A 16,944-nucleotide genomic window follows, 5' to 3' on the forward strand; every position below is an offset into this window, starting at 1 on the left:
TCAGCGCATGACGTGATCGAACAGGGACTCCCAGCGGTCCAGCACGAGCTCGAGACGGAAGGCCTCGGCCGTTTCCCGAGCGGCGGCGCCCAGGCGCCGCCGCTCCCGCATGGAGTCCATCAGCAGCGCCAGCTCCAGCGCGAAGGCGTCCACGTCGCCCGGCGGGATCAGCCGCGGACCGACGGAGCGGATCCCGCCCGACACGTCGAAGGCCACCGCGGGCACCCCGTGCGCGGCCGCCTCGAGCAGCACGATGGGCAGCCCCTCGTGCTCGCTGCTGATCGCCAGCACCGCCGCGCTCAGGTACTCGGCCGGCATCTGGGTGGCGGGCACGCGGCCGCGGAAGACCACCCGGTCGTCGACCCCCTCGCGGAACGCGTGCCCGCGCAGCCGTTCCAGCTCGGGCCCGTCGCCGATCAGGTGCAGCTCCCACGGGCGGGGCGCGCCGGTCCTGGCGAAGGCGCTGATCAGCCGGTCGAACCGCTTGACGCCGTGCAGCCGGCCGACGCCCAGGACCCGCGGCGTCGACAGCGGCGACACCTGCGCGGGCCAGCCGGCCAGCGGGTTCGGCAGCGCCCTGGTGTTGGGCAGCAGCGCCTGCTCGGCGAACTGCCAGGCGTCGTCGTCGCTGAGGAAGACGGCCTGCTCGAGCTCCAGGTAGTGCTTCTTGATCGAGCCGAGGTGCCAGCAGCCGCGGGCGTGCTCGTAGGAGCCGTGGTACTGCCCGATCGGGCGCAGCGACCCCGGCAGCACCGGTGCCAGCCTGGTCACCACGCCCGGCGAGGTCAGCACCGCGAAGCCGGGCTCCATCGGGCCGAGCAGCCTGGCCAGCCTCCGGTCGGCGAGGCGGCGGGCCACCCCGCCCTGCGAGCCCATCGGGGATCTGCTGATCACGTGGTGCCGGTAGCGCGGCTCGTCGACGTAGCGGAACGGGGTCGCCGCCCTGTGCAGCCCGACCACGTGCACGTCGTGCCCGCGACCCGCCAGTCCCTGTGCCAGCGTGTGGGTGACCTGCTGGATGCCGCCGAGCGTGTCGGCGTCCATGCACGCGAAGACCACGCTCATCGGGCACCCCACAGCAGTGAGCGGTCGGGGGCCGGCACGGCCACCGGCACGGTGAAGAAGTCCCGCACGATCCGCGCCGAGGCGTTGCCGCGCTCCTCGGCGCACCACAGCCGGCGGAAGGCGGCGTATCTGCCGGCGTGCCTTCGATGGACGGCCGGCAGGTCGCGCAGGCAGGCGACCAGGTCCTCGGTCGTGGTCAGGCACGGGCCCGGGGCGACGGAGGGCAGGTCGTGGTAGACGCCGCGCTCGCCGAGCCGGTAGTCGTCCCAGTCGTCGACGAAGAACAGCATCGGCTTGCCGGTGACCGCGTAGTCGCACATCACGGAGGAGTAGTCCGTCAGCAGCGCGTCCGACACCAGGATGAGATCGTTGATCTCGGGGTAGGCGCCCGCGGGGCGGACGAAGTGGCGGACCTGTTCCGGCACGCGGAAGCGCTCCACCGGGTGCGTGCGAAGGATCAGCACCCACTCGCCCGCCAGCTCCTCGGCCAGCAGGTCCAGATCTACCCGTACCGATTTACCAGTATTTTTCGCCCCATCGCGGTATGTGGGGGCGTAGAGGAGGACCTTGTGGCCGGGCGGGATCTCCAGCCGCTCCCGGACGCCGTCGGGGAGGGCGCCCCTGATCAGCGCGTCGCACCGGGGCGTGCCGTACCGGATGACGGCGCCGGTGTGGCCCAGGTTGGGCACGAAGACGCGGGAGAACTCGGCGCTCGGCGAGACGAGCGCGTCCCAGCGGGCGACGGCGGCCCGCCACTGCTCGCGCGGCCGGTCGAAGTCCGCCCGCAGGTCCGGCGCGTCGAAGCCGATCGACTTGATGCCCTGCCCGTGCCAGGTCTGCAGGTAGCGGGTGCCGCGCGGCTTGGGGTAGTCCAGCGGGAAGCCGTGGCTGTCGACCCAGAACCCGGCCCTGGCCATCGTCCAGAGGTAGCGCCAGCTGCCGCGGCGCACCAGCGGGACGTCGCCGGGGAAGTTGGCGCGGTGCTTGGCCACCGACCAGACCACCTCGATGGGCAGGTCCTGGCGGCGCAGTTCCTCGTAGATGGCGCGCGGGCTGCCGGTGCAGCCCTTGCCGCAGTCGGACTCGAACAGCGCCAGGTCCTTGCGCCGCGGGACCAGCTTGATCAGCAGCTTGTAGGCCCGCAGCTTCATCGCAGGCGTGCTGACCCTGCGCAGCACCGCGCGCCTGACCCGATGCGCCAGGCTCGGCGCGGCCTCGGGCGCGCGCACCCGCAGGAACGCCGCGTTGCCCTCGGGCGTGAACGTGCAGCCGGGTAGCTCGACCGGCTTCATGTTCGGGTCGACGAGCAGCCGGTCGGTGGTGGTGTGCCCGTCGGAGGGCCGGGTGAAGGCGATGCGCGGCTCGCCCTTGGCGTCGGGGGTGAAGGTGATCTCGCTGACGTACCCGCCGTCGCCGGACGGCTTCGGCTCGATCGGGATCCGCTGGTCGCCCAGCTCCAGGAACGCCTTCCACGCCAGCGGCAGCGCGCCGAACGGGTCGTAGGTGTGCACGATCATCGTGACGCCGGTGCCGTCCGAGGTGATCTCGTTCACCTCGTGCCGCAGCCTGGCGGCGCTGAAGGGCAGCTCGGCCAGGCGCAGCGCGGTGATGTCCATGGCGGGCTCCAGCGTGGTGCCCCAGTAGGTGCGCCCGTCCTGCTGCAGCGCGGCGCGCGGCGGGGCCTTGGAGCCCGACAGCGAGCGGGCCGCCACCAGCAGATCGTCGACGCGGTCCTCGATGATCAGCCGGCAGCACACACGCACCATCGGCTCGGCCCGGTCGTAGACCTCCTGCGGGATCTCCTTCAGGTAGGGCCTGACGACCGCGGCGAACTCCTTGGCCCACACCCGCTCGCGGCGCGGCAGCGGGTTGAGGTAGACGCGCAGGTCCTGGCGCAGGAAGCGGTCCTGGCGCGCGGGCACCAGGTCGGCCATGCCGTGGTCGGTGAGGATCTTGTCGCTCAGGCGGGCCGCCGCGACGCGGTGCCGTACGTTGTCCATCTGTTTGATGCTCAGCGAGATCGAGGAGTCGCCGGGGGCGCGGTGCCAGAGGTAGACCACCCATGGCACGATCGCGAAGCGGCGCGCGACCGCGTACAGCTCGGCGGCGAAGACGTGGTCCTCGTAGTGCAGGTCCTCGGGGAAGCGCAGCACGTGCTCGCGCAGGAAGGCCACGTCGTAGAGCTTGTTGGTGCTGAAACCGTCCAGGAACAGCTCCGGCTCGAACCTGATCCCGTCCACGACCCGCCGCCGCGCGAACAGCGACGGGTAGTAGCGCTCCTGCCGCCCGCTGGGCTCGTACAGCCGCGAGATCTGCCCTGACACGAACTGCGCCCCGGTCCGCCTGATCTCCTCCACCAGGCTCTTGCAGGCGTGCCTGGGCAGCTCGTCGTCGCTGTCGAGGAACATGACGTACGGCGAGACCGCCGCGTCGAGGCCGTCGTTGCGGGGCGCGCCGCACCCGCCGGAGTTGGACCTGCGCCGCAGGTACCGCACCCGGGGGTCGGAGCGCACCAGCTCGGCGGCCACGCGCGGGGTGTCGTCGGTGCTCGAGTCGTCGGCGATGACCACCTCGAGATCACGCAGCGACTGGTTCAGCACCGATCTCACGGCCCTGGGAAGGCGTTCGGCGTCGTTGTAGGTGATCACGACAACGGTGCAGTCCGGCATGCCATCTCCCCCGAGAAGTCGAACCGACTTGGGTTGAGGCATTCCCCGTGGTTAGGGCGAAGTGTCCGGACTTGATGGTCTTTTTGCTGAAAATCACCGCAGAATGCGACGAATCAACCACGCTACGAGAAGGACCATCGCAATCGCTCCGGCGATCGGCGCCAGCCGCTTCAGCAGCGGCGCACCCGCGATCTCCAGCAGGTCCAGCGCCTCCTCGTCGGGCGTGCGCGAGGTCCGCAGCGTACCGGACGGCCGGGCGTCCTCGTCGGGTACCGCGGCCAGATGCCGCTCCTCGGCGCGTTCCTCCCGCTCCTCGGGTACGGCCTGCGGCTCGGGAGCCGGCTCGGTGAGCAGGTCGGCGAGGTTGGCCGCGAACCTGTCGATCAGCTTCGAGCCCACCTCGGCCATCACACCGCGGCCGAACTGCGCTGGTCTACCCGTGACGTTGAACTCCGTTTCGACCATGACCGCGGTCTCGGAGTCCGCGGCCGGCGTCAGCGTGGCCTTGACCGTGGCGGCGGCGGTGCCGGAGCCGCGGGCCTCCTTGCCCGACGCCTTGATCGTGAGCGTGTGGGCGTCCTTGTCGACGTCCTCGAAGGCGGCCGTACCCCGGTACGTCACCGTGATCGGACCCACCTTGACCTTCATCCTGCCGGTGAACTCTTCGCCCTCGAAGGTGTCGAGCGTGGCCCCCGGCAGGCACGGCGCCACCCTTTCGACATCGAGCAACACCGCCCAGGCCTGCTCGATCGGGACGGGAACCGTGAACTCGTGCTCGAACCGCATCGCCATCGATCCGCTCCTTCTCCCGCACTGATTGCGACACTACGTCGGCACGGGGGCGCCCTGGAAGGGGCGCCCCCTGGGACCGTCAGGGAGCCCCGGCGGCGGTGCGGATCGCGCGATGCGTCAGCACCTTGGCCAGGTGCCTGCGGTAGTCGGGCTGCGCGTGCAGGTCGGACGGCGGCGAGGTGTCGGCGGCCGCCTCCTCGCACGCCTGCCGGAGCTGGTCACCCAGCTCCGCACCCTGCAGGGCCGTCTCCACCGCGCGGGCGCGCACCGGGGCCGGGCCCATGTTGGTCAGCGCGATCCTGGCCTCCTGGATCGCGCCGTCGGAGCGCTTGACGGCGGCGGCCACCCCGACGATGGCCCAAGCCTGCGCGGTTCTGTGGAACTTCTCGTAGTGGTATCCCCAGCCAGGGCCGAGCTTGGGGATCTTCACGCCGACCAGGACCTCGCCGGGCCGCAACGAGGTCTCCAGGTAGTCGACGAAGAAGTCGGCCGCGGGGATCTCCCGCTCGCCCTCCGCCGACCTGGCCACGAGCACCCCGTCCAGCGCCAGGACCACCGCGGGCAGGTCGCCCGCCGGGTCCGCGTGGGCCAGGGAGCCGCCGAACGTGCCGCGGTGCCGTACGGCGGGGTCCGCGACCGTGGCGGCGGCCAGCGCCACCAGCGGGCAGCCGGCGTTGACCACGCCGGAGTGCAGCACCTCGTCGTGGGTGGTCATCGCCCCGATGAAGACGTGGTCGCCGCGGTCGTGCACGCCCGACAGCTCGGGCAGGCGGCCCACGTCGACCAGCGTCGAGGGATAGGCCAGGCGCAGGCGCAGCAGCGGCAGCAGCGACTGGCCGCCCGCCAGGACCTTGGCGTCCTCGTCGGCGGCCAGCGCCTGGCAGGCCTCGCCCAGCGAGCCGGGGCGCAGATAGTCGAACTGTGCGGGAATCATTGGAGGGCCCTCCAGATCCTCTCGGGCGTGCAGGGCATCTGGATGTCGTGGATGCCGCGCGGCCGCAGGGCGTCCACGATGGCGTTCACGACGGCCGGGGTCGAGGCGATCGTGCCGGCCTCGCCGACGCCCTTGACGCCCAGCGGATTGCTGGTGGCGGGCGTCTCCGTCCTGTCGGTGGTGAAGGTCGGCAGGTCCGCCGCCGACGGCACCAGGTAGTCGGCCATCGTCGTGGTGAGCAGGTTGCCCTCGGCGTCGTAGACGGCCTCCTCGAACAGCGCCTGCGCGATGCCCTGGGCGATGCCGCCGTGCACCTGGCCCTCGACGATCAGCGGGTTGACCACCTTGCCGATGTCGTCGACCGCCACGTACGAGCGGATCTTCGCCATGCCCGTCTCGGTGTCCACCTCGATCGCGCACAGGTGCGTCCCGTGCGGGAAGGAGTAGTTCTCCGGGTCGAACGTGGCGTCGGAGTCCAGCCGCGCCTCCGCCCCGTCGGGCAGGTCGTGCGCGGTGAAGGCCGCGTAGGCCAGCTCCTGGATGGTCTTCTGCGACTCGGTGCCCCGCACCTTGAACGCGCCCGCCTCGAACTCCAGGTCGTCCGGCGAGCACTCGAGCATGTGCGCGGCCAGCTTGCGCGCCTTGTCCTTGACCTTCTCGCAGGCCTTGAGCACGGCGATGCCGCCGATCACCAGCGAGCGCGAGCCGTAGGTGTCCATGCCCTTGTGCGCGATCGCCGTGTCGCCGTGCAGCACGGTCACGTCATCGAACGGCACGCCGAGCGCGTCGGCCGTGATCTGGCTCCAGGCCGTCACGTGGCCCTGCCCGTGCGGCGAGGTGCCGGTGATGACCTCGACCTTGCCGGTGGGCAGCATGCGCACCGAGCCGTGCTCCCAGCCGCCGGCGCCGTAGTTGGCCATGCCCAGCCACCTGGACGGGGCCAGCCCGCACATCTCGGTGAAGGTGCTGACGCCGATGCCCAGCTGGACGGGGTCGCCCCTGTCACGCCTGTCGGCCTGCTCGGCCCGCAGCTTGTCGTAGCCGAACAGCGCCATCGCCCGGTCCGTGGCCGCCTCGTAGTTGCCCGAGTCGTAGGTGAGACCGGAGATCGTGGTGTAAGGGAACTCCTCGTGCTTGATCCAGTTGCGCCGCCTGACCTCGAGCGGGTCGAGCTTGAGCTCGGCGGCCAGCTCGTCCATGATCCGCTCGATGGCGAACGTGGCCTCCGGCCTGCCCGCGCCCCGGTAGGCGTCGGTCGGCATCTTCGTGGTGAACACGCCCGTGCAGGAGAACTCGTAGGCGTCCATTTTGTAGATCGCGTTGAACATCTGCGCGCCCAGCAGCGGCACGCCCGGCGTGACCAGCATCAGGTAGGCGCCCATGTCGGCCAGCAGCTCCACCTGCAGGCCGCGGACGCGCCCGTCGGCCTCGGCGGCCAGCCTGATGTGCTGGATCTGGTCGCGGCCGTGGTGCACGGTCAGGTTGCCCTCGGAGCGCGACTCCGTCCACTTGATCGGCCTGCCCAGCTTCCTGGTCAGCAGCAGGCAGAGCACTTCCTCCGCGGTGACCTGCAGCTTCGAGCCGAACCCGCCCCCGACGTCCGGAGCGATGACGCGGATCTTGTGCTCGGGGATGCCGGTCACGACCGCCAGCATGACCCGCAGCACGTGCGGGATCTGCGTCGACGACCAGACCGTGAAGGAGTCGCCGTCGGTCGAGGCGAGGACCGCTCGCGGCTCCATCGCGGTCGGGATGAGACGCTGCTGGATGTAGGTCCTGTCCACGACGACCGGCGCGTCCCTGAAGGCGGCGTCGATGTCACCCGAGGTGATCTTGGCGGTGAACGCCTGGTTGCCCGCCTCGTGGACCTTCGGGCTGCTCTCGGTGAGCGCGTCGTTCATGTCCAGGACGGGCGGCAGCGGCTCGTAGTCGACCTCGATCGCCTCGAGCGCGTCCGCCGCGCGGTACCGGTCGGTGGCCACCACGCAGGCCACGGCCTCGCCGACGTAGCGCACCTCCGAGGTCGCCATCGGCAGGTGCTCGGGAATGACCACGTCCTCGCTGACGGGCCAGGCGCACGGCAGGCTGCCCTGCTCGCCGGCGAAATCCTGTCCGCTGAAGGCCGCCACCACGCCCGGCAGCTCGCGCGCGCCTGAGACGTCGACCCTGGTGATCCTGGCGTGCGCCATCGGGCTGCGCAGGAACATCACGTGCAGCATCCCCGGCAGCTGCAGGTTGTCCGTCCACTGCGTACGCCCGGTCAGCAGCCTGGCGTCCTCCTTGCGTTTCCTGGCCCTGCCGACCTCGGGTCCGATGTCCGTGGTCATGAGGTCTTCACCGCCTGGCTCATTTCCTGCGCGCCCCGCCGCACCGCGCGGACGATGTTGCAGTATCCGGTGCACCTGCAGAGATTGCCCTCGAGCCCCTCCCTGATGGCTTCCTCGGACGGGTCGGGGTTCTCACGGAGCAGGTCGATCGAGGCCATGACCATGCCCGGCGTGCAGTAGCCGCACTGCAGGGCGTGTTCCTCGTGGAAAGCCTTCTGCATCGGGTGCATCGACCCGTTGACGCCCAGGCCTTCGATGGTGACGACGTCGCTGCCGTCAGCCTGTACGGCCAGCACCGAGCAGCTCTTGACGCTCTTGCCGTCGAGCATCACGGTGCAGGCGCCGCAGTTGCTGGTGTCGCAACCGACAGGAGTGCCGGTCTTACCCAGGCGCTCTCTCAGCAGGTGGACGAGGAGGAGCCGCGGCTCAACGTCCTCCTCGTACTTGACTCCGTCGACGGTGACGGCGATCCGGGGCATACGTCCTCCCTCAGAGCAGGGGAAATGCGGACAAGTGCCAAGCTACGCCGGTGTTTAGCCCGGTCAAGGGCTACTTACCCCGAATCACTCGCGCCACGATCGCGACCAGCCCCGAGAATCCCAACCCGACCACCACCAACGAGACCAGGACCAGCGGATCCGTGATCGAGCGCGTCACTATCAGGATGCCGAGCACGACGAAGAGAGTTCCGCTCAGCAACGCCATCCAGTCGGTGCGGTGGACCCGGCGCGGCCTGTCGAGATCACGCGCCACGACGCACCTCCATGTCGCCGACCCCGCCCTTGAGGTTCAGCACGATCGTGGAGACCGCGCCCTTCGGCGTCGTCTCGGGCTCGAGCGTCTTGTCGAACTTCACCTTCACGCCGCCGCGCAGCGACTGGTCCACCTTGATGTCGCCGACCCGGTTGGAGGCGTGCACCTCCACCCGCATGTCGGGCGGGACGATCACGGTGAGCTCGCCGATCGACACCGACGCGTTGACGGTGGCCAGCGCGCCGGGACTCACCGCGAGCTCCGTCAGGTCCAGCCTGCCGTCACCCACTCCGACGTCGAAGAGCTTGCTCGTCTCCGCCACGCTCCGCGGCGTCCACATCGACTCGCCCATCGTTCTCGGCAACCCGCCGAACATCAGTCCGATCGCGATGACCAGCGCGACCGTGGTGCCCAGCGCGACCAGGCCCGCGCCCCTGCCCCACCACGCGGCGACCAGGAGTCCCGCGCCGATGGTGATGAGCACCGCGCCGCCGACGAGGGTCGGGTGAACGCCCGAGGCCGACTTGGCTTGGACCGCCACGACGATCCCTCCCACGATGATGGCCAACAAGAATGTGATCGCCCCGATGAACGACCTGGCGCGCCGCGGCTTGGGCGGCGGCGGGACCGGCCTGCCGTACAGGGCCGGGTCGTAGGGCGAGGTGTATCCGGCCCGCTTGCGCGGGTCCAGCGGCTGGTAGGGGCCGTGCGGCGAGAAGGGCTCGCCGTAGGGCAGGCCCGTGCTCCTGTCGGACGGGGCCTGCGCGGCGTAGAGCGGCGGCGGGGTCTTGTTGACCCGCGTCCTCGGCAGTGGCTCGTCCACCCGCGTCCGCGGCACGTCCTCGACGGGCACGTCCCCGGCCTGCCGATCTTCCGCGTGCTCGACGCCTTCGGCGCGCGGCACGTCTTCCGCGTGCTCCGCCCGCCTTGTGTCCTCGGCCCGGTCCGGGGTCTCCGCGAACGCGGCGCCTTCCGCGAACGCGGCGTGCTCCGCCTGTTCCACGGGGATCTGCTCCGTGACGGGCAGTGTCTCGGTGGAGCGGGCCTCCGCGGCGGGCCACTGGTCGGGCGTGGCGGGGCCCTGGGGGGATTCGCCGCGCAGGGTGCGCTCGACCTCCGCGGCCCTGGCGGCCTTGGCCCGCTCGATGGCCTCGGCGGCCTGGGCCAGGCGCTGGGACCTGACGGCGTCCGTCATCCGCTCACCGGGCGCGGGTGCGGGCATGACGGGTCCTGACGGCGGGGCGAAGGAGGGAGTCGGCGGCGCGGGCGGCGCCGGCGCGGGCTCGGCGCTCTGCCGGCGGCTCAGCCGCTCCGGCATCGACCGGGCCAGCGCCAGCAGGTCGACCCCGTTGGTGTGGGCGGCGAGCAGCGAGACCACCAGGAGCAGCCCCACCACCAGCGTGCCCGTGCCCAGCCACACCGTGGCCAGGTTGATCGCGAGCCCGAACGCCAGCACCGCGGTCAGCAGCGCCATCACGGTGTCGGCGTCGAAGTCGCGCCTTGTCCACTGCTCGACGATGCCGGGCCCGCCCCGGGGCTCCTTCATCAGCAGGAACGCGGCTATGTAGAGGAACAGGCCGATGCCCGATCCGAAAAGCAGGACCGCGAAGCCCACGCGGAACACCACGGGGTCGATGCCCGTGTGCCGGCCCAGGCCGGCGCAGACTCCCATGAGGAACCTGCCCTCGCTGCTGCGGCACAGCGTGCTGCGTGGTTTCGGTGGTGCTTCGGTCATGGCACCATCGTGTCCCACCCCGCGACGGGTCGCATCCGGGAGGTCCCTGACCCGACCCGGGGGTTGTTCCCTGATGTCCTGGTCATCGCGGACATGTGACGATGTGAGTGCTATGGCTGACCAGAACACACTCGCGGAGCCCGGCGCCGACGCGCCGCCCTACCGCCGCATGATGCGCCCCATGGAGGGCCGCCTTCTCGGCGGCGTGGCCCAGGGGCTCGCGGCGCAGCTCAAGTTGGACCCCGTCGTGGTCCGGCTGACGTTCGTGCTGCTCAGCGTCGTGGACGGGGTCGGCATCGTGGCCTACGCGGTGCTCTGGATGATCACGCCGCGGCAGCCGTACGAAGGAAACCAAGCCCCTGGCCGCGACTGGAGCCAGCTGGCGGCCTTCAGCGCGATCGGCGTGGCGCTGGCCGCCTTCGGCTGGCTGACCGGCGCCTCGCAGGGCGGGATCGGCATGCTGCCGTTCGCCGTGGGCGGGATCGGCGCGCTGATCCTGTGGCAGCAGGCCGACCCTGAACGGCGCAAGAGCTGGGTGAGCGGGGCCACCAAGAGCATCCGCAAGAACCGCATCAGGACCTTGGCCGGCGTGCTGCTCGTGGTGATCGGCGCCGTCGGCTTCCTGGCCACGCAGGGCGAGCTGTTGAAGGCCCGCCCCGGGCTGCTGTTCACCGTGGTGGTGGTCGGCGGCCTCGCGGTGATCGCCACGCCGTGGCTTGCGGGGCTGTGGAAGGAACTGCAGTACGAGCGGCGCGAGCGCATCAGGCAGGAGGAGCGGGCCGAGGTCGCGGCGATGGTGCACGACTCGGTGCTGCACACGCTCACGCTGATCCAGCGCGTCGCCCACGACCCGCGCGAGGTCACCAGGCTGGCCCGCGCCCAGGAGCGCGACCTGCGCAACTGGCTCTACCAGCCCGCCCAGGACGCCGACGCCACGCTCGCGGCGGCCGTGCGCAGGATCGCCGCCGAGGAGGAGGACGCGCACGGCGTGCCCATCGAGGTCGTCTGCGTGGGCGACCTGGAGCTCGACCCGCAGGGCAAGCTGGGCGCCATGCTCAAGGCCGCCAGGCAGGCCATGGTCAACGCCGCCAAATACTCTGAAAGTCCGTCCATCTCCGTCTACGCGGAGGTGGAAGGCCAGGAGGCCACTATCTTCGTGAAGGACCGGGGCAAGGGCTTCGATCTGGAAGCGGTGCCGCTGGACAGGATGGGCATCCGAGAGTCCATCATCGGAAGGATGGAACGTCACGGCGGCACGGCCAGGGTCCGCACCGAGCCCGGCGAGGGCACGGAGGTGATGTTGACGATGAAGGTGGAGAAGCAATGACGCGGGTTCTGATCGTCGACGATCACCGGCTGTTCCGCTCCGGGGTGCGCGCGGAGCTCGGCGAGTCGATCCAGGTCATCGGGGAGGCTGAGGACGTCGAGTCCGCGGTGAAGGCGATCACGGAGCTGCAGCCCGACGTGGTCCTGCTCGACGTGCACATGCCGGGCGGCGGCGGCCAGGAGGTGCTGCGCCGCGTCCTGGGCAGCGGCTCCCAGGTGCGCTTCCTGGCGCTGTCGGTCTCCGACGCCGCCGAGGACGTGATCGGCGTGATCAGGGGTGGCGCGCGCGGCTACGTCACCAAGAACATCAGCGGCAAGGAGCTGACCGACGCGATCCGGCGGGTCGCCGACGGCGACGCCGTCTTCTCGCCGCGGCTGGCCGGGTTCGTGCTCGACGCCTTCGCCTCCTCCGAGGCGCCGTCGATCGACCCTGAGCTCGACTCGCTGACGCAGCGTGAGCGGGAGGTGCTGCGGCTGATCGCCCGCGGCTACGCCTACAAGGAGATCGCCAAGGAGCTGTTCATCTCCGTCAAGACGGTCGAGACCCACGTGTCGTCGGTGCTGCGCAAGCTGCAGCTGTCCAACAGGCACGAGCTGTCGCGCTGGGCCACCGCCCGCCGCCTGGTGTGATCACGGGGTCGTCACGAACACGCCGCCGTCGGTGATGCCGGAGATCGTGACCTTCCCCGCCGGGTCCGCGGCCGCGTAAAGGTTTGGCTCGCCGAACGGGTCCACGCCGTCGTCGCGGGCCGAGCCGAGTTGTGCCGCGCCCAGCTGCCTGCCCCGGCGGTCGAGCCGCACCGTCAGGATGTCGGCCCCGCCGGCCGCCACGCCGATCCTGCCGCGCGTGTACCCGACGATCTCCACCTCGCCGCTGGGCAGCGGCGCCACCGCCGCGCCCTCGTCGGCGGCGGGGGTGGCGACCGTGGCGGTCCAGGCCTGCCTGCCCTGCGCGGTGAAGGCCCTGGCGATCAGGTCGCCGCCGCTCGCGCCGGTGACCACGACCTGCCCAGCCGAGGTGACCGCGACGCTGCTCAGCCGGTCGTCCGCGTCGCCGCCGACCGCCGTCACCCAGCGCCTGGCGCCGTCCTGGTCGTAGGCGGCGACCCAGCCGTCGAGCCCGCCCAGCGCCGTCGTGCCCGGCAGCGCCGCCGACGCGGTGCCGGCCACGTACACGCCGGTGTCGCTCACCGCCACGCCGTACACCTTGTCCTCGCCGGTGCCGCCGAGCTGACGCGTCCACACGAGTGCGCCGTTGGCGTCCAGCCTGGCCAGGATGGCGTCCTTGTCGCCGGCGTTCGTCCCGTCGAGGGCGCCCTTGGTGTAGCCGGTCACGTAGGCGCCGCCGTCCGGGGCCGCCGCCAGGCCGTAGACGCGGTCGGCCGTGCCCTGGGTTCCGAACTGGGTGATCCAGCGGGTCGTGCCGTTGGCGTCGAGGTTGGCCACGAACGCGTCGTCCGTGGTGTTGCCCGGGTGCTTGCCGTCCAGGTCGCCCTTGGTGTATCCGGCGGCCAGCACTCCGCCGTCGGGCAGGGCGGCCACGCCGTAGAGCCGCTCGTCCGACGGGGTGCCGAGCTGGGCGGTCCAGTTCTGGGCGACCACGACCGCGTCCAGCTTCCCGTGGTACGGCTGGCCGTTGACGGACCCGTTCGCGGCAATCCCCGCCACGCCCGTGGCGGTCACCCCGCCGGCCCAGGTGGCCGGGTACTTCGTGCTGCCGAGCCCGGTGGGCGGCACCGTGCTGAGCGTCGGGCCGAGCGCGGTCATGGCCTGCTCGAACGCCGGGCTCCACACCGACCAGTCGTGCCCGCCTTCCAGGATCCGCAGCTGGGCCGCGACACCGGGCACGCGCCTGGCCGCGTTGTAGAGCGTGGCGGACTCGAAGTCCAGATCGTGGTGGGCGTCGGCGGGGTCGGGGTTGGCGTACTCGTCGTCGCCCACGGCCACGAACAGGCTCACAGGGAGGTCGGGGTTGAGCTGCTTGAGCAGGTTCGGGTAGTTCAGCCGCTGGTAGACCTCGTCGGAGAACTTGCTGTCGCCCTGGCCGAAGGCGCCGTAGTCGCGGGTGGAGGAGTCGGCGGGCGGCAGCGGCGTGTAGACCGCGGGGCTGAGCACGATCGCGGCGGAGAACAGGTCCTGGTGCGCCAGCGCGTACCGCAGGGCCCCGGCGCCGCCCATCGAGTAGCCGCCCACCAGGCGGGCGTTCCTGATCGGCGCGGTGCGGTAGGTGGCGTCCACGTGCTGGACGAGGTCGCGGGTGAGGGCGGTCTCGACCGGGCGGCCCGTCGTGTAGGCGGAGTCCACGTACCAGTTGCCGCGCTCGCTCCACGGGGCGTCCGGCATGACCGCGATCAGCGGCGGGATCTGCTTGGTCGCGATCATCCCGTCCAGCGTGTCCTTGACCCTGGTCCACGCCTCCATCGAGTCGCCACGGCCGTGGAGCAGGTAGAGGACCGGGTAGCGGGCGTCGCCGTCGGCGTAGCCGTACGGGAGGTAGAGGTTGTAGCGGATCGGCTCGCCGAGCGCCTGCGAGGGGGCCTGCGCGGTGGTGAGGGTGCCCTTCCTGGTGACCGTCGCCTGGCCGGGCAGGGCGAACAGCAGCAGGAAGAGTATGGCGAGCACGCCAGTCCACGACCGCATGAGGCACTCCTGTAAACGTTTACAGTAATACGGACATCGCGCCGATTTTGGGATCAGGTATACGGCTGCGTCAAGGGCTGTCCTTGGTCGCTTTCTCGTGCGACATTTCGAGGTATGGGCAGGGACGTGCCAGCCGTCGTGTTCAGCAGGGACGATCGCCGCAAGTACCGCGAGAAGGTGCGGCAATGTCTGGACGTCTTCGCCCAGATGCTCCGCGAGTCCCGCTTCGACTTCGACACGCCGCTGGCCGGGCTGGAGATCGAGCTCAACATCGTCGACGAGCGCGGCGAGGCCGCCATGCGCAACGCCGAGGTGCTCGCCGCGATCGAGGAGCCCGACTGGGCGACCGAGCTGGGCCAGTTCAACATCGAGATCAACGTCCAGCCGCAGGACCTGCGCGGCGACGGCGCCCTCCGGCTGGAGGACGACGTGCGCGCCCGGCTCAATCACGCCGAGTCGCGCGCCCGGTCCCAGGGCGGCCACCTGATGCTCGTCGGCATCCTGCCGACACTGCGCGAGGACGACGTCCACGAGGGCACGCTCTCGGCCAACCCGCGCTACCGGCTGCTCAACGAGCAGATCTTCGCCGCCAGGGGAGAGGACCTGCACCTGTGCATCGAGGGCGTCGAACGCCTCGACACACACGCCGACAGCATCACCCCGGAGGCCGCCTGCACGAGCGTCCAGCTGCACCTGCAGGTCAGCCCCGAGGCGTTCGCCGCGCACTGGAACGCCGCCCAGGCCATCGCCGGACCGCAGGTGGCGCTGGCGGCCAACTCGCCCTACCTGTTCGGCAAGGAACTGCACCGCGAGACCAGGATCTCGCTCTTCGAGCAGGCCACCGACACGCGGCCGCTTGAGCTCAAGGAGCAGGGCGTCCGCCCGCGCGTGTGGTTCGGCGAACGCTGGATCACCAGCGTCTTCGACCTCTTCGAGGAGAATGTCCGCTACTTCCCCGCGCTGCTGCCGCTGACCGAGGACGAGGACCCGCGGGCCCTGCTCAACGAGGGCCGCATCCCAGAACTGCCCGAGCTGACCCTGCACAACGGCACCGTCTACCGCTGGAACCGGCCCGTCTACGCGGTCGTGAACGGCACGCCGCACCTGCGCGTGGAGAACCGGGTGCTGCCCGCCGGGCCGACCGTGCTCGACATCGCGGCCAACGCCGCCTTCTACTACGGGCTCATGCGCGTCCTGCCCAACGCCGAGCGACCCATCTGGAGCCGGATGTCGTTCGCGGCCGCCGAGGACAACCTCAACAACGCCGCCAGGAACGGGCTCGACGCCCGCCTCTACTGGCCGGGCGTGGGCGAGGTGCCCGCGGCCGAGCTCGTGCTGCGCCGCCTGCTGCCCCTCGCCGCGGAAGGGCTCAGCCTGTGGGGTGTCGACACCGCCGTCGCCGACCGCCTGCTCGGCGTCATCGAGGGCCGCTGCCTCACCGGGCGCACCGGGGCGACCTGGCAGACGGACCGCGTGCACGCGCAGGGCGGCGACAGGCACGAGGCGCTGCGCGCCATGACGCTCGACTACATCGAGCGGATGCACACCAACGAGCCCGTACATACCTGGGACAACTGACATGTCAGCCGAGAGGATGATGCGCGGGGGGCCGTTACGCGTCTAGCGTGTGGTTCATGCCACTGGGAGAGATCAGCTGGCTGCGGCAGGGCGCCTGCAGGTCCAGCGATCCCGAACTGTTCTTTCCGCTCGCGCCCACGCCGGCGCAGGAGGAGCGGGCCAAGGCGATCTGCGCCTCCTGCCAGGTGCTCGAACAATGCCGCTCCTACGCCCTGCGGGCGGGGGAGTCCGAAGGCATCTGGGGCGGCCTCACCCCCGAGGAACGCCGCCGCACCCGCTTCCCCGCGGGGTGGCGCACCCAGGCCACCGCATAGCCTGCAGGGGTGCTCCTGCGTTCGCTCGCCGTGCTGGCCGCGGCCAACGTGATGAACAATCGGGTCGCGCCCCGGCTGGCGCCGCTGACCTCCGCCGTGGCGACGGCAGCGCTGGTGGCGATGGCACGCCGTACCGGGGTGTCGTGGCAGGAGCTGGGCTTCGAGCACGGCCGGCGCGGCGCCGTCGCCGGGGGAGCGCTGGCCGCCGCCGTGGCCGCCGGCTACACCGCGGGCATCGCCCTCCCGCGCACCCGCCCGCTCTTCCACGACGAGCGCGCGCTCTCCCTGTCGCGCGCCCGCGCCCTGGAGGAGGCCCTGCTGCAGGTCCCCGTCGGCACGGTGCTGCTTGAGGAGGTGGGCTTCCGCGGAGCGCTGTACGGCATGCTCCGCCGCACCCGTGGCACGGCCACCGCCACCGCCGTCTCGTCGGCCCTCTTCGGGCTCTGGCACATCCTGCCCGCCATCGACATGGCCCGCGCCAACCCCGCCCTCGGCGCCCTCACGGCCGGCGAATCCCCCAGCCACCTCGACACGGCCCGCGTCGTGGCGGGCAGCGTCGTCTCCACGGCCGTCGCGGGCGTCCTGTTCTGCGAACTCCGCCGCCGAGCCGGCCTCCTCGCCCCCACCCTCCTCCACATCTCGACCAACTCCCTCGGCTACCTGTTTGCGCGCCTTGCCCCCGACTCTTGACCCGTTCTTGTAGGGACTTCTTGTACGGCAAGCCGCCCCATCCGCCGCCCGCCGCACTTCGGTTGCCGGCCCCAGCCCGGCGCTTCTGGCGAGTCGGTGTCGCGTGCCCGCCGTCACGCCC

14 protein-coding genes are annotated in these 16,944 nt (G+C 71.2%); 5 read left to right on the forward strand and 9 right to left on the reverse strand.

The window, feature by feature from the left end; translation table 11 throughout:
• From KIK09_RS51775 to KIK09_RS51810, 8 genes are all read right to left on the reverse strand, one after another.
• Complete coding sequence (locus tag KIK09_RS51775) at window positions 1–1,065, reverse strand: glycosyltransferase (RefSeq protein ID WP_214326986.1); 1,065 nt, start codon at window positions 1,063–1,065, stop codon at window positions 1–3.
• Window positions 1,062–3,734: a bifunctional glycosyltransferase/CDP-glycerol:glycerophosphate glycerophosphotransferase gene (locus tag KIK09_RS51780; protein ID WP_214326987.1), complete on the reverse strand. Its 2,673-nt coding sequence runs from the start codon at window positions 3,732–3,734 to the stop codon at window positions 1,062–1,064. The genes KIK09_RS51775 and KIK09_RS51780 overlap by 4 nt, the downstream gene beginning before the upstream one ends.
• Before the next feature lie 93 nt (window positions 3,735–3,827).
• Window positions 3,828–4,526 (reverse strand): SRPBCC family protein, encoded by a 699-nt coding sequence (locus KIK09_RS51785; protein WP_214326988.1) that lies wholly within the window; start codon window positions 4,524–4,526, stop codon window positions 3,828–3,830.
• Between the two features lie 79 nt (window positions 4,527–4,605).
• Window positions 4,606–5,460 carry an FAD binding domain-containing protein gene (locus tag KIK09_RS51790; protein ID WP_214326989.1) on the reverse strand — a complete coding sequence of 285 codons (855 nt, stop codon included), beginning with the start codon at window positions 5,458–5,460 and terminating at the stop codon, window positions 4,606–4,608.
• A complete protein-coding gene (locus KIK09_RS51795) occupies window positions 5,457–7,787 on the reverse strand; it encodes a xanthine dehydrogenase family protein molybdopterin-binding subunit (protein ID WP_214326990.1) in 2,331 nt (776 codons plus the stop codon). Before KIK09_RS51795 ends, KIK09_RS51790 begins: the two co-directional genes overlap by 4 nt.
• The gene (locus KIK09_RS51800) at window positions 7,784–8,266 is read right to left on the reverse strand and encodes a (2Fe-2S)-binding protein (protein WP_214326991.1); all 483 of its coding nucleotides are present in this window, start codon (window positions 8,264–8,266) and stop codon (window positions 7,784–7,786) included. Before KIK09_RS51800 ends, KIK09_RS51795 begins: the two co-directional genes overlap by 4 nt.
• A gap of 70 nt (window positions 8,267–8,336) precedes the next feature.
• A complete protein-coding gene (locus KIK09_RS51805) occupies window positions 8,337–8,540 on the reverse strand; it encodes a hypothetical protein (RefSeq protein ID WP_214326992.1) in 204 nt (67 codons plus the stop codon).
• Window positions 8,530–10,275 carry a PspC domain-containing protein gene (locus tag KIK09_RS51810; RefSeq protein ID WP_214326993.1) on the reverse strand — a complete coding sequence of 582 codons (1,746 nt, stop codon included), beginning with the start codon at window positions 10,273–10,275 and terminating at the stop codon, window positions 8,530–8,532. Before KIK09_RS51810 ends, KIK09_RS51805 begins: the two co-directional genes overlap by 11 nt.
• Before the next feature lie 112 nt (window positions 10,276–10,387).
• Between KIK09_RS51810 and KIK09_RS51815 the strand changes: the two genes are divergently transcribed.
• Complete coding sequence (locus KIK09_RS51815; RefSeq protein WP_214326994.1) at window positions 10,388–11,602, forward strand: PspC domain-containing protein; 1,215 nt, start codon at window positions 10,388–10,390, stop codon at window positions 11,600–11,602.
• Window positions 11,599–12,231, forward strand: a complete 633-nt coding sequence (locus KIK09_RS51820) for a response regulator (protein ID WP_214326995.1) — start codon at window positions 11,599–11,601, stop codon at window positions 12,229–12,231. The genes KIK09_RS51815 and KIK09_RS51820 overlap by 4 nt, the downstream gene beginning before the upstream one ends.
• Here the strand turns inward: KIK09_RS51820 and KIK09_RS51825 are convergent, their stop codons facing one another.
• Complete coding sequence (locus KIK09_RS51825) at window positions 12,232–14,241, reverse strand: alpha/beta hydrolase-fold protein (protein ID WP_214326996.1); 2,010 nt, start codon at window positions 14,239–14,241, stop codon at window positions 12,232–12,234.
• Window positions 14,242–14,355: 114 nt separating this feature from the next.
• Here KIK09_RS51825 and KIK09_RS51830 point away from each other — a divergent pair, with 114 nt between their 5' ends.
• The 3 genes from KIK09_RS51830 to KIK09_RS51840 are packed head-to-tail and all read left to right on the forward strand — an operon-like array spanning window position 14,356 to window position 16,823.
• Window positions 14,356–15,819, forward strand: coding sequence for a glutamate-cysteine ligase family protein (locus KIK09_RS51830; RefSeq protein WP_214326997.1), 1,464 nt, complete (start codon window positions 14,356–14,358; stop codon window positions 15,817–15,819).
• Window positions 15,820–15,875: 56 nt separating this feature from the next.
• Entirely contained in the window at window positions 15,876–16,133 is a 258-nt protein-coding gene (locus KIK09_RS51835) for a WhiB family transcriptional regulator (protein WP_214326998.1), read from the forward strand.
• A gap of 9 nt (window positions 16,134–16,142) precedes the next feature.
• Window positions 16,143–16,823, forward strand: a complete 681-nt coding sequence (locus KIK09_RS51840) for a CPBP family intramembrane glutamic endopeptidase (RefSeq protein WP_308164804.1) — start codon at window positions 16,143–16,145, stop codon at window positions 16,821–16,823.
• The last annotated feature ends 121 nt before the right edge of the window (window positions 16,824–16,944 follow it).

It is taken from the genome of Nonomuraea sediminis, from assembly GCF_018531495.1.
Taxonomy (GTDB): domain Bacteria; phylum Actinomycetota; class Actinomycetes; order Streptosporangiales; family Streptosporangiaceae; genus Nonomuraea; species Nonomuraea sediminis.